This is a genomic window from Micromonospora sp. NBC_01796, assembly GCF_035917455.1.
Taxonomy (GTDB): domain Bacteria; phylum Actinomycetota; class Actinomycetes; order Mycobacteriales; family Micromonosporaceae; genus Micromonospora_G.
The window spans coordinates 1,541,133-1,553,833 of record NZ_CP109078.1; the positions used below are offsets into that span (position 1 = coordinate 1,541,133).

Genomic DNA, 12,701 nt, shown 5'->3' on the forward strand with positions numbered 1-12,701 from the left:
ATCCGTACCGGTTGCCGGCGTCGGTCGGCTCACATCGCGGTCCGGCATGACAGCCCCGACATGGAGCCATAATCGGGAGGAAATGTCGCCGGAACGACTGAAAGGTTCCTATCCTGACAACATGGACAACACCAAACGCTACGGCGCGGAGTTCCTCGGCACCCTGCTGCTGGTCTTCTTCGGCGTCGGCAGCGTCATCGCCGCCCGTGTCGAAGGCGGCGTGGTCGTGGTGGCCCTGACCTTCGGCTTCATCCTGCTCGTCCTGACCTACATGCTCCTGCCGCTCTCCGGCTGCCACGTCAACCCGGCCGTGACGCTCGGTGCCCTGCTCACCGGCCGGATCTCGCTGGCCGGGGCGATCGGCTACTGGATCTCCCAACTGGTCGGGTCGGTGATCGGCGCACTCCTGCTCTGGATCCTGGTCAAGGGCGGCGACGTGGTCGACCAGAGCGGCGCTCTCGGCACCAACGGGTACGGCGCCAACATCAACCTCGGCGGCACATTCCTGCTGGAAATCGTGCTCACCTTCCTCCTGGTCCTGGTCATCCTCACCGTGACCAGCCGGTACGAGCAGCGCGCGATCGCCGCCGTCGCCATCGGGCTGGCCATCGCCGCCTGCCACCTGGTCGGCGTCGCGCTGGACGGGACGTCGGTGAACCCGGCACGGTCGTTCGGCCCGGCCCTGTTCGAGGGTGGCGCGGCCCTGTCCCAACTCTGGGTCTTCATCGTGGCGCCGCTGATCGGCGGGATCCTCGCCGCCCTGGCCCTGCCGCTCACCCTGGGTCCCGACTGGCGCAGCCCCGCCCTCGCACCCAGCCCGGGACCCGGCGGACCCGCCCCGGCTCCCGAACCACCGGCACCGCCCGCCGTCGCCTGAGGACGTCCAGCACGGTCGATGGCCCAGTCACACCGGGCCGTCGACCGTTTGCGTTCAGCGCTCCCGGACGTACACCCCGACTCCGGGCAGCGTCTCCGTGATGCCCTTGGCCCGAAGGTTCTGCATGGCCCGATCGATCACCGGCTCGGTAACGCTGTAGTGCTCGATCAACTCTCGCCGACTGGGCAGCTTGGCGCCGGGCGCGAACTCTCCCGCCTCGATGCGTTTCTCCAGGTCATCGGCAATTTCCTCATAGCGGTAGCGCGGTGGCACGGTGATCCCTCCGGTCGGCCCTTACAGAGAATCACCAACACCAAGCCCTTGACTACCCAACGCTAGCTATGGGAGCTTCGAAAACAGGTCCCTCCGGTCGGCAACCAAGGGGACCTGGATAGCGGCCCGGCTACCTGATCTGTGATCGGTGGCCGGGTCTGCCCACCCCCTGAGGAGGCCGCGATGGCGATGGACGACGGACCGGAAACTCCCGCGACAGTGCTCTGGGCATCGAAACGGGTGATCACCCAGCACCAGCGCGGCACCTGCAAACAGTGTCGACTGGATGGCGGGTGCGAGACGCTGAACTGGGCGGTGGCCAACGTGAAGGCCAACCGACAGGCCGGCAACCGGCCAGACCGGTACGCGACGCAGCCGTGAACGAAGAGCCCGCCGAGATGTGCTTGCGGTGTCGGCGCGCGATCGAGCAGGGCGAGGCGGACCACCCCTGCGTCGACCGGGACGGCGGCGGCCCGTACCGGTTCGCACGGGAGTGGCGGTGCGAGTGCCCGTGCCCGAAGGAGACCGGTGGAGCAGAAAGATCGCGCTCGATACACTGACACCCGGCCGATGGCGCCCACTCGCCATCACGGTCCACTACAGGGCGGGCGGTCGGGATGGCGTACGGACACTGGCGGCGGGCACTCCCGCTCCTGCTACTGGGCGCGGCGCTCGTGCTGACCGGTTGCACCGGCGTCGGGGTGGCCGGCGCACCTGACTCCGGCTCGGCGTCGTACCAGGTGTGGGGGCTGAACGAGACGTCGAGCGAACTCGGCGGGGCGAACCGGACCGTGGTGCTCAACGGCGATTTCGACAACGACAGCAAGGCGTTCTTCGCCGTCAAGGGCGACTGGGACAAGGACGGGTTCACCCTGGACGAGGCGAGCGGCACGAAGGTCCGGGACCTGGCCGACTCACTGCCGGAACGTACCGGCGACCCGAACTGCGTACGACTGGTCCTGGTCGACGGCCGCCTCCTCGGCGACCAGGCCGTGGCCGCCATCACCGTCGCCGAGATCCCCGACACCGGCCCGGTCACGGCCACCCCCCTGACCTAACCCCCGTCCCCACCCCCTCGCCCCGCCCCCATCCGTCGCCGATCTTGCAGTTGTGGTGCCTGAATCGAGGCACTGATCCCGATTTGTGTACCGCCACAAGTGCAAGATCGTCGCGGGGAGCGGGGTGGGTGGGGGCTCGTCTAGAGTCGGCGGGCGGGTGTTGATGGGTTGGGGTAGTGGGGGGAGTGTCGATGGGTCTGACCGACGGGGTTGAGGTTGACGGGCCGTTGCACGGGCGGTACGAGGAGATCCTCAGCGCCGAGGCGCTCGGGTTCCTGGCGGAACTGCACCGCGTCTTCGAGCCTCGGCGCCGGGACCTGATGGGCCGCCGGGCCGCGCGGGAGGCGGTGCTTGCCGAGGGCGGGTTGTTCGACTACCTGCCCGACACCGCGCACATCCGCGAGGGCGACTGGCGGGTCGCCGAACCCGCACCCGGACTGGTCGACCGCCGGGTCGAGATCACCGGACCCACCGACGCGAAGATGACCATCAACGCCCTCAACTCCGGGGCGAAGGTCTGGCTCGCCGACCTCGAGGACGCGAACACCCCGGCCTGGGAAAACGTGATCGGCGGGCAACTCAACCTGCGGGACGCGATCGACCGTACGCTCGACTTCACCGGACCCACCGGCAAGCGCTACACCCTGCACGACGGCGACCTGGCCACCATCGTCGTACGCCCGCGTGGCTGGCACCTGACCGAGAAGCACCTCCTGGTCGACGGCGAGAGGCTGGCCGGGGCGCTGGTCGACTTCGGCCTCTACTTTTTCCACTGCGCCCAGCGGCAGCTCGACCACGGCGCCGGACCCTACTTCTACCTGCCCAAACTGGAGAGTCACCTCGAAGCGCGGCTCTGGAACGACGTCTTCGTCCTCGCGCAGGAACGGCTCGGCATCCCGCGCGGCACGATCCGGGCAACGGTGCTGATCGAGACCTTCCCGGCCGCGTTCGAGATGGAGGAGATCCTCCACGAGCTGCGCGAGCACTCCGCCGGGCTGAACGCCGGCCGCTGGGACTACATGTTCAGCGTGGTCAAGAAGTTCCGCAGCAGGGGCGCGGACTTCCTGCTCCCGGACCGGAACACGGTGACGATGACCGCCCCGTTCATCCGGGCGTACACCGAACTGCTCGTCCGGACCTGTCACAAGCGCGGCGCGCACGCAATCGGCGGCATGGCCGCGTTCATCCCGAGCCGGCGGGACCCGCAGGTCAACGAGACCGCGTTGGCCAAGGTCCGCGAGGACAAGACGCGCGAGGCGGGCGACGGCTTCGACGGTTCCTGGGTGGCCCACCCGGACCTGGTGCCGCTCTGCCGGGAGATCTTCGACGCCCGCCTCGGCGACCGGCCGCACCAACTCGACCGGGTCCGCGCCGACGTCACCGTCACCGCCGCGCAACTGCTGGACGTACGGCACACGCCCGGGTCGCGTACGGAGGCCGGGCTGCGCAGCAACATCAGCGTCGGCATCCAGTACCTGGCCAGTTGGTTGGCCGGCACCGGTGCGGTGGCCATCAACAACCTGATGGAGGACGCGGCGACCGCCGAGATCTCCCGTTCCCAGGTGTGGCAGTGGCTGCACACCGGGGTGACGCTCGACGCCGGCAGCGGTGGGGCCGGACCCGGCCCGTTGGTCACCCGTGAACTGGTCGAACGGATCGCCGACGAGGAGATCGTGGCGCTGGGCGGCGACCCCGGTCGGTACGCCGCCGCCCGTGACCTCTTCCTCGAGGTGGCCGTCGCGGACGAGTTCGTCGACTTCCTCACCGTGCCGGCGTACGAGCGGATGCCCTGACCGGGGTCCCGCCGTCGGCGCGCGGTCAGTCCGTTGTGGACTGCTTCCCGGCGTACGCGGCCAGCCCCTCGGCGGTCTGCCGGATGAACCGTCCGAGGAACAGACGGTAGAACCAGCCGGTGCCGGGCACCTTCGCCTCGAAGGTCGAGTGCCACCGGATCGTGGTGCCCTCCAGGGTCGGCGTCAGGTCGACGTCGGCCCGGTAGTCCCGCAACGGCAGCCCGGACAGGAGTACGTAACTGAGCCGGCGGGCCGACACCAGTTCCACGATCTCCTCCCGGCTGGTCATCGGCCCGGTACGGAACACCCGGATCGCGCCCACCTCCTCGTGTGCGCCCGGCCCGCCGTCCCCGGCCCCGTTCCCGTCCACCGGCGGTACCGCCCGTTCCAGCTCGAACGAGTCCAGCCCCGACCAGGTCGGCCAGGTGGCGCCGGCCCGCAGCAACGCGTACACGGTCTCCACCCCGGCCACCGACCGGGCCGTCACATCGATTTCCTGCCGTCCCATTCCCACTCCCCGTGGATTCTGCGGTTTTCACCGTCGATCCAGGGTAGATCCTGGTCAGTCGATCTCTGCACGCACTGATTTGCCCCGGATCGACGGCAACTCGGGTGTGGACGGACAGCGGAATTCAGGAGCGGGTGACGCGGAAGATCCGGCGGTTGTCCTCGGGCGCCGTGTCGCGGTACATCTCGCCCTGCGGACCGGCGGACCAGGCGTCGACGAGCCAGCGGGAGATGGTGCTGTCGTTGTTGTCCTCGGCGGACGGCGACTTGACCCCGAGACGGTAGACCCGGGACTCACCGGCCCCCAGGGCGCCCTTGTCACACTTCGACCCGGCCGGGAAGCCGTCCTGCCGTGACCGGAGCTGGTCGCAGCCGGCCCAGTCGCCACCGTCGGCGGACATGCTCGCGGGCAGTTCGACGGTGAAGATCAGCCGGGCGACCGGGAACGGTCCGTTGTTCCGGATGGTGACCACCAGTTCGCCGTGGCGTACGCCGTTGACCGGGCGGTCGAGGGTGAGGCCGGGGGTCTGCGGTACCAGGTCGGTGAAGTCCCGCGCCGGGTCGTAGCCGGCCGGCGGCTTCGTGGCAGGCGTCGCCGGGCGGCTCGGCGTACGGGTCACCGGCTTCGTCGGCGTCCCGGTGGGCGCTGCCGTCTCGGGCGAGGTCGTGGGCGGGGCAGTGGGCGGGGCAATGGTCGCGGTCGCGGTCGGTACGGTTCCGCCGCCGGTGCCCCCGGTCGCCGGTTCGGAGGCGCTTCCGCAGCCGACCGCCGCCAGCAGCAGTCCGCCGCCCAGCGCGGCCGTCACCAGCGCGGCCCTCCACCGTCCGCCGATCCCCCGTGCTCGGTACATCGTTCCTCCTCGTCAAGGGCCGGTTCCCGGCCGTACCCGTTACACGGGCGGGCTATCACCGCGGTTGCGTCGGCTCACCGACAGCGCAAACCAGATAGTTACCACTATCTGCCCATTTGAGTCTGATATCCGACTGCGCCAACCCGGCCACGGGAGCACGGTGGAGAAGCACCGGTCGCCTCGAACATCGCCCCTGAGCTGGGCAAACGAGGCTCCGATGCCGATCATCGGAGAGGTTGCCCCATGCCGCTCGTGCGATTCGACACCGATCCGGTCCAGCGTCCCACCGGCCTCGTACCCCCGATTCCGGACCTCGAAGGGGTCACCGAGCTACGGCTGCACGGCGTCGGCGGGACCACCCCGCAGGACCTGCTCGGCGACGACGCCCCGCTACAGGTCTCCGGCGACCGGATCGCCGGCTTCTACCGGACCGCCGACGTTGCCGGGCGCCACGTCGAGGCGTACTCGTGGGGTGGGATGACCTCACGGGCCGGCTCCCGGGTGCTGTGGCTGCTGCTGTTCCCGTTCGCACTGGCCAACGTCGCCGGGTGGATGTGCACCCCGCGTACGCACGCCTCCGGGTGGCGGTTCCGGCTGCACCGTACGGCGACCCGCTGGGCGGCCCTGTTCCTCACCCTCAACCTGCTGCTCATCTCCGTGATCACCGCACTGGAACTGCTGGCGTACCAGTGCGCGGGCCGGGCCCGGTGCGCCGAGCAGAGCTGGCTGCTGCGCCCGCTGCGTGACCCGCTGCTCGCCGACTTTCCGGGCCGGCGACTGCTGCTCGGCGCGCTGGCACCCCTCGCCCTGGTCGCTCTGCTGGCGGTGCTGACCCTGCGGTCGATCGGCCGCTACGAGGCGGTCAACCCACCGCTGCGGGTGGTCGCGACGGCATCGACGCGCAGTGCCGCACAACCCGGTGTGGGCCTGTCCGATCCGACCTTCTGGGCCGGTGGGCGCAGCACCCACGACCTGGGGCACCTGCATCTCGGCGCGGGACTCGGGTTCGTCGGAATGAGCCTCGCCCACACCGTGCACGCCACCTCGTCGGTGGCCGGGGCACCGGTGACCGCCGGTTGGCTGCACACAGGTGTGCTGCTGGCCGGCGGCGGGCTGCTGCTCGCCGTACTGGTCCTCACCGCGCTCGACGCGTGTCCGCCCGGCAGTGCCCGCGCCGTGTTCGCCTTGGGCGCGGTCACGCTGGTCGGCGCCGGCTGGTTCGCCGCGATCCAACCCGGGTACGCCCAACCCTTCGGCTACCTGCCGGGCATCCCGTTGGTGTCCAACCTGACGCTCGGCGCGGTCGGCGTCAGCCTGCTGCTGGTGCTGGTGGCGTCCCTGTGCGGGGGCTGGCGCCGGGGGACGTTTGTCATCTTCGGTCCGTTCGTGGCGCAGGTGCTCGGCGTCTTCGCGCTCAACGTCGTACTGCTCGGGGCGATGTCCCGGTTCGCCGACCTGGTGGCGGAGGTGTCGTCCCGGAGCAAGCTGCCGTCCGCGCCCACCACGGGGGCGGAGGTGTACATCTATCCGATCGTCGCGAAGATGGTCAACTACCTGACGCTGGCGCCGCTGGCGCTGATCCTGCTCTTCGTCCTGTACGAGCTCGTCGTCTACTGGCGGGCGGGGGCGGACCGGGCCACGGTGACCCGGATCTGCGAGTGGTACCGGGGCAACGTGGCCGAGCCCACGGACGAGCGCAGGTGGCAGTACGACGCCGCCGGCGGTGGCGTGTCCACATCGGACGTAACTGCGTCCGGGACGGCCGGGCGGGCCTGGGGAGCACGGCTGGCGCGGGCTCGGCGGTTCGCCGGAATGGCGCACGACCTGGACAAGCTGATGACCGTGATGGCGGTGGCGGTGACCACGGTGGTGATCGCGATCCAGGTGCGGTACGTCGCCTACGGCAAGCTGCCCTGGGGCACCCAGTGGGCCTACACCCTGGGCAGTTACCTGGCGTCCGGCATCCCGCTGGCGCTCATCGTGCTGCTGCGCCGGGGTTGGCGCAATCTGGAGAGTCGACGTCGGATCGGCGTCCTCTGGGACGTGATGACGTTCTGGCCGCGCGCGTACCATCCGCTGGCCCCGCCGTCGTACGCGGAACGGGCGGTGCCGGAGGTGCAGCGGCGGCTGTGGCGGATCCACGACCGGGGCGGGCGGGTGGTGGTCACCGCGCACAGCCAGGGCACCGTGATCGCCGCCGCCGCCCTGTTGCAGCCGCACAGCCGGCCGGACGACGACGTGGTGGGGCTGGTGACCTTCGGGTCACCGCTGCGCACCCTGTACGGGTGGGCGTTTCCGGCGTACTTCGGCGAGACCGTGCTGCGTCAGCTCTCCCCCGCCGACGATACGACGGGAGCGGCGGTGCACGAGTGGCGGAACTTCTACTACCTCACCGACTACATCGGCGGCCCCGTACTCCCCGATCGGGGCGGGCCCGAGGAGCGGGTGGACGTGGAGCTGCCCGATCCGCCGACGAGCTGGCACATCTACGGTCAGCCGGAGCCGGTCGCCGGCCGCCACTCCGGTTACTGGTCCGACCCGGCGGTCTGGCTGACCGTGGACCGGCTGGCGGGCGAGTTGGCGACCACGGCGGCGGTGCCACTGCCCCGGACGCGACCCGACGACCCGGCGCGGCTCAGACCAGTTCCGCGTCGTGCACCAGCAGGGCCACCTGCACCCGGTTGTTGAGTTCGAGCTTCGCCAGCAGCCGGGAGACGTACGCCTTGACGGTGGCCACGCTCATGTAGAGCGCGGCGGAGATCTCGGCGTTCGAGCACCCCCGCCCGAGCGCCAGCGCCACCTCCCGTTCCCGGTCGCTGAGTCCGGCGAGCTGCCGCAGCGCCCGTTCCCGCCGGGAGTCCGCACCGGTCCGCCCACCCGTGCCGGACGGGACATCGGGTACGGGCCCGGTCGCGTACGCGATCAACCGGCGGGTGACGGCCGGCGACAGGGTGGCCTCGCCGGCCGCCACCCGCCGGACCGCGCGGACGATCTCGGCCGGCGGGGTGTCCTTGAGCAGGAAGCCGCTGGCACCCGCGCGCAGGGCCCGGAGCACGTGCTCGTCGGCGTCGAAGGTGGTCAGCACCAGCACCTCGGGCGGATCGGGCGCCTGCCGGAGTGCCTCGGTGGCGGCCAGCCCGTCGACCCGGGGCATCCGGATGTCCATCAGCACCACGTCCGGCGCGTACGCGGCCACCGCGGCGGCGACCTCACTCCCGTCGGCCACCTCACCGACCACCCGGAGATCCTCGGCCCCGCCGAGGATCATCGACAGCCCGGCCCGGACCAGCGCGTCGTCGTCCACCAGCAGGACCCGGATCACCCCGTCCCCGCCCGCCGCCGAATCGCCCGCCGGGGCCGATCCGCCGGCCGCCGTCGATCCGTCACCCACGCCCACCCCGGTTGAACTGTCGCCCACGCCGACCCCGGTTGAACTGTCGCTCACGCCGACCACGGTAGCCAGGCCGCCAAGCGGAAGTCGCCGGTCGCGGTCCGGCCGTGCTCCAGCCGGCCGCCGGCCAGGCTGGTCCGCTCGGCGAGACCGACCAGGCCGGTCCCGGTGCCGGGGATCCGCTGCGCGGGCACCTGCCCGACCGGCCACCTGTTGCTGACCTCGACGCTGAGCCCGGTGCCGGGACCGCCGACCACGGTGACCGTCACCGCCGACCCGAGCGCGTGCTTGCGGGCGTTGGTCAGCCCCTCCTGCACGATCCGGTACGCGTTGCGCCCGATCCCCGCCGGCACCGCCTCCGGCCGCTCGATCCGCTCCCGGACGCTCACCCGCATCCCCGCCCGCCTGGACTCCTCGGCCAGGACGGCCAGGTCCGCCAGGGTCGGCTGGGGGCGCTCGGGCCCCTCACCGGTGCTCTCCTCGCGGAGCACCCCGATCACCTCACGCAGGTCCTGCAACGCCAGGTGGGCGTTGTCCCGGATCACCCCGGCGGCGCGGGCCACCTCGTCCGGTGCCGCGTCGGGGCGGAACTCCAACGCCCCGGCGTGCAGGCTGAGCAGCGAGATCCGGTGCGCGAGTACGTCGTGCATCTCCCGGGCGATCCGGGTCCGTTCCAGGTGCCGGGCCTGGGCGACCCGCAACTGCTGTTCGGCCTCGGCCCGGTGGGCCCGGTCCCGCAGCGAGACGACGAGCTGCCGGCGGGCCCGGACGACCATGGCCCAGAGCGTCACCGAGACCATGATCGCGAGCGTCAGGGCGATCGCGAACCGCACGTCGACGGTGGGGTCTGGGCGCAGCCAGCAGAAGATGAGCGCGGCGAGCAGGTGCAGGCCGGTGACCGGTGCGGCGATCTTGAGCGGCCGGTGCACCACCACCGTGAAGAGCACGATCAGGATGAGCATCCCGGACGGGGGCGAGATCAGGCTCAGCGGCAGGCCGGCCAGGGCCAGCTGGACCGGCCAGCGGCGGCGTACCCAGAGCACGCCGCAGAGGGCGACGCTGAGCCAGCCGTCCAGGGTGAGCACCCACTCCGGGATGGTGCCGCCCAGCGGGCCGGGCTGGTCCCGTTGGTGCAGGTCCCAGGAGACCATGATCGCGAAACCGGCCGCGATCAGGAAACAGAGCGAGTCGACGATCCAGTCACGGGTGGTGCGCCTGGGCTGGCGCCCGGCCCGGTCCGGCGCCGCGGTCAGGGCGGACGGCAGCAGCCAGGCGTTCTCCGAAGCCGCGATACCGGTCACGCCCCTATGTTACGAACTGTCACCGCCCACCGACAGCGACCAAAGTCGAGGCCGGACCGTAGACCAAGGTCGCGGATGCGCGACCGACGGCCGCAGCGGCGGGAGGCCCCGCGCCGCCACGCTGGTCACATGATTGCGGTCAACCACCTGAGCAAACGGTACGGCGGGCACCCCGCCGTCAACGACGTGACGTTCCAGTGCGAACCGGGCACCATCACCGGGTTCCTCGGCCCGAACGGTGCCGGCAAGTCCACCACCATGCGGATGATCTGTGGCCTGACCCCGCCCTCGGCCGGCACCGCGACCGTCAACGGGGTCCGCTACCAGGACCTGCCGAACCCGGGGCGGGAGATCGGCATCCTGCTGGACGCCTCCGCCCAGCACGCCGGGCGTACCGGCCGGGAGGCGCTGACCCTGGCCGCGATGACCATGGGCGTGGACCGTCGGCGGGTCGGCGAGACCCTGGAGCGGGTCGGGCTGAACGCGGTGGCGGCGAAACGACGGGTACGGGCGTACTCGCTCGGTATGCGGCAGCGGCTCGGCCTGGCGCAGGCGCTGCTGGGTGAGCCCCGGGTGCTGATCCTCGACGAGCCGGCGAACGGGCTGGACCCGGAGGGCATCTTCTGGATGCGCGGCCTGCTGCGTGACTTCGCCGACCGGGGCGGCACGGTGCTGCTCTCCTCGCACCTGCTGCGGGAGGTGGAGGCGGTGGCGGACCGGCTGGTGGTGATCGGGGGTGGCCGGGTCGTCGCCGAGGGCAGCAAGGACGAACTGCTGGCCGGTACCGGGACCGTGGTCCGGGCGGTCGACCCGCAGACCCTGCGTACGGCCCTGCAACGGGCCGGGTTGGCCGCCACCACGAGCACCGACGGTGGACTGCTGGTGCAGGCCGAGCCGGTGGCGGTGGGCCGGGTCGCGGCTGACGCCGGTGCGGTGCTGATCGAGCTGCGCTCCGCCGAGAGCAACGGCCTGGAACAGATCTTCCTCACCCTGACCGCGGGCGACTCCGTACGGGAGGCAGTCAAATGACCACCACGACCACCACCAGCCCGACCACCTCCCCGGCCGGACCGGCGTCCCATCCCGTCCTGCGCCGCCCCGGGCTGGCCCGGCTCACCACGGTCGAGCTGCGGAAGCTGGCCGACACCCGGGCCGGCTACTGGTTGCTGATCGTGATCGCCCTGGCCGCGGCGGCGATCGTCACCGTCCAGCTCTTCGTCATGCCGGACGAGGACCAGACCTTCACCAACTTCTTCGTCCCGTCGCTGCTTCCGGTCGGCATCCTGCTGCCCGTGCTCGGCATCCTGCTGGTGACCGGCGAGTGGTCGCAGCGCACCGCGATGACCACGTTCGCCCTGGTGCCCCGGCGGCACCGGGTGCTGGCGGCGAAGCTGCTCGCGGCGAGCGTCGCCGCGCTCGCCTCGGTGCTGGCCAGCCTGGCGGTGGCGGCGATCGGCACCGCGCTGGCCGGGGCGCTCGGGGGGGCCGGCACCTGGTCGGTCGAACCGGTCATGATCGGCTACGCCGCCCTGTTCCAGATCATCAACGTGGGGATGGGCGTCGCGTTCGGCATGCTGTTCCTGAACACCCCGCTGGCGATCGTGCTCTACCTGCTGCTGCCGACCCTCTGGTCCATCCTGGGCGAGATGATCAGCGGGCTGCGCCGGTCGGCGGAGTGGCTCGACCTCAGCGTCACCTCCGTACCGTTGACAACGGCCGACGTCACCTCCGGGCAGTGGGGCCGGCTGGGCGTCTCGGTGGCGGTCTGGGTGCTGCTTCCACTGGTCGCCGGACTGATCCGGATCGTGCGCCGCGAGGTCTCGTAGATGTCGCCGACCGAGTCCTCACCGGGGGCGCCGCCCGACCCTGCCCCGGCAGCACCGCCCGATCCCGCCCCGGCAGCGCCCCCCGCCGAGCGGCCGGCAGCCGGTGAGCGGGTGGTGGCCGGTGAGCGGGTGGTGGCCGAGCCGGGCTGGGAACGGCTCCTGATCTGGACCCTCTTCCCGCTGCTGGGCGCGGGTGCGATCGCCGGGCTGCACGCGCTCACCGACTGGCTCGTGAAGCTGCCGTGGGCACCAGTGAAGATCGCGGCCAAGTTCGTCAAGGATCTACCCGACCCCGCGGCGACCCTCGGCGCCATCGGGATCGGCCTGGTGGCCGGGCTGATCGTCGCGGTGACGGCCGTGCACGAGCAGCTCGCGGTGACCGTCGCCGCCGACCGGGTCACCCTGGCCCGGCGCGACGGGACCGTACGGGAGGTCGACGGGAAAGCGGTGGGTCTGGTCTTCCTCGACGGCAAGCACCTGGCGCTGCTCGACGCGGCCGGCGCCGAGCTGGCCCGGGAGAAGTCCGACCTGAAGGGTGAGCTGCTGCGGGAGGCGTTCGAGGCACACGGCTACCGCTGGGTGGACGAGGATCCGCACCTGGCCGAGTACCGGCTCTGGGTGGCACCGGTCGGCGACCTGCCCGAGTCCGTGAACGTCCTGCTCACCGCCAGGCAGAAGGCCCTAAAGGACGGCAAGACCGGCTACGCAGCCCGCATCCGCACCGAACTATCCCACCTCGGCTTCATCATCCGCGACGACAAAAAACACCAACACTGGCGCCACCCCACCCCCTAACTCCCCAGCCCGCCCGCCCCCGCCACGCG

At 71.3% G+C, this 12,701-nt stretch carries 13 protein-coding genes; 8 read left to right on the top strand and 5 right to left on the bottom strand.

Annotated features, from left to right (window positions below; genetic code table 11):
* Positions 1–121 precede the first annotated feature (121 nt).
* Positions 122–877: an MIP/aquaporin family protein gene (locus OIE47_RS07120; RefSeq protein ID WP_326560701.1), complete on the top strand. Its 756-nt coding sequence runs from the start codon at positions 122–124 to the stop codon at positions 875–877.
* A 54-nt stretch (positions 878–931) separates the two neighbouring features.
* On the opposite strand, the gene OIE47_RS07125 is transcribed toward OIE47_RS07120, so the two are convergent.
* Positions 932–1,150, bottom strand: a complete 219-nt coding sequence (locus OIE47_RS07125; RefSeq protein ID WP_326560702.1) for a winged helix-turn-helix domain-containing protein — start codon at positions 1,148–1,150, stop codon at positions 932–934.
* Between the two features lie 183 nt (positions 1,151–1,333).
* Here OIE47_RS07125 and OIE47_RS07130 point away from each other — a divergent pair, with 183 nt between their 5' ends.
* From OIE47_RS07130 to aceB, 3 genes are all read left to right on the top strand, one after another.
* Entirely contained in the window at positions 1,334–1,531 is a 198-nt protein-coding gene (locus tag OIE47_RS07130; RefSeq protein ID WP_326560703.1) for a hypothetical protein, read from the top strand.
* A 236-nt stretch (positions 1,532–1,767) separates the two neighbouring features.
* Positions 1,768–2,208 (top strand): hypothetical protein, encoded by a 441-nt coding sequence (locus tag OIE47_RS07135; RefSeq protein ID WP_326560704.1) that lies wholly within the window; start codon positions 1,768–1,770, stop codon positions 2,206–2,208.
* 191 nt (positions 2,209–2,399) lie between these two features.
* Positions 2,400–4,001, top strand: coding sequence for a malate synthase A (aceB, locus tag OIE47_RS07140; protein ID WP_326560705.1), 1,602 nt, complete (start codon positions 2,400–2,402; stop codon positions 3,999–4,001).
* Positions 4,002–4,026: 25 nt separating this feature from the next.
* Here the strand turns inward: aceB and OIE47_RS07145 are convergent, their stop codons facing one another.
* Positions 4,027–4,509 (bottom strand): SRPBCC family protein, encoded by a 483-nt coding sequence (locus OIE47_RS07145; RefSeq protein WP_326560706.1) that lies wholly within the window; start codon positions 4,507–4,509, stop codon positions 4,027–4,029.
* Positions 4,510–4,633: 124 nt separating this feature from the next.
* On the bottom strand, positions 4,634–5,359 hold the full coding sequence (locus OIE47_RS07150) for a hypothetical protein (RefSeq protein ID WP_326560707.1): 726 nt from the start codon (positions 5,357–5,359) through the stop codon (positions 4,634–4,636).
* Positions 5,360–5,602: 243 nt separating this feature from the next.
* Here OIE47_RS07150 and OIE47_RS07155 point away from each other — a divergent pair, with 243 nt between their 5' ends.
* On the top strand, positions 5,603–8,047 hold the full coding sequence (locus OIE47_RS07155) for a hypothetical protein (RefSeq protein WP_326560708.1): 2,445 nt from the start codon (positions 5,603–5,605) through the stop codon (positions 8,045–8,047).
* On the opposite strand, the gene OIE47_RS07160 is transcribed toward OIE47_RS07155, so the two are convergent.
* Both OIE47_RS07160 and OIE47_RS07165 read right to left on the bottom strand, forming a co-directional pair.
* Complete coding sequence (locus tag OIE47_RS07160) at positions 7,995–8,822, bottom strand: response regulator (RefSeq protein WP_442792136.1); 828 nt, start codon at positions 8,820–8,822, stop codon at positions 7,995–7,997. The two genes, OIE47_RS07155 and OIE47_RS07160, sit on opposite strands and share 53 nt — an antisense overlap.
* Positions 8,801–10,051 carry a sensor histidine kinase gene (locus tag OIE47_RS07165; RefSeq protein ID WP_326560709.1) on the bottom strand — a complete coding sequence of 417 codons (1,251 nt, stop codon included), beginning with the start codon at positions 10,049–10,051 and terminating at the stop codon, positions 8,801–8,803. The genes OIE47_RS07160 and OIE47_RS07165 overlap by 22 nt, the downstream gene beginning before the upstream one ends.
* A gap of 129 nt (positions 10,052–10,180) precedes the next feature.
* On the opposite strand from OIE47_RS07165, the gene OIE47_RS07170 reads away from it, so the two are divergent.
* The 3 genes from OIE47_RS07170 to OIE47_RS07180 are packed head-to-tail and all read left to right on the top strand — an operon-like array spanning position 10,181 to position 12,672.
* Complete coding sequence (locus tag OIE47_RS07170; protein WP_326560710.1) at positions 10,181–11,080, top strand: ABC transporter ATP-binding protein; 900 nt, start codon at positions 10,181–10,183, stop codon at positions 11,078–11,080.
* A complete protein-coding gene (locus OIE47_RS07175; protein WP_326560711.1) occupies positions 11,077–11,877 on the top strand; it encodes an ABC transporter permease in 801 nt (266 codons plus the stop codon). The genes OIE47_RS07170 and OIE47_RS07175 overlap by 4 nt, the downstream gene beginning before the upstream one ends.
* Complete coding sequence (locus OIE47_RS07180) at positions 11,878–12,672, top strand: YqeB family protein (RefSeq protein ID WP_326560712.1); 795 nt, start codon at positions 11,878–11,880, stop codon at positions 12,670–12,672.
* Positions 12,673–12,701: the final 29 nt, after the last annotated feature.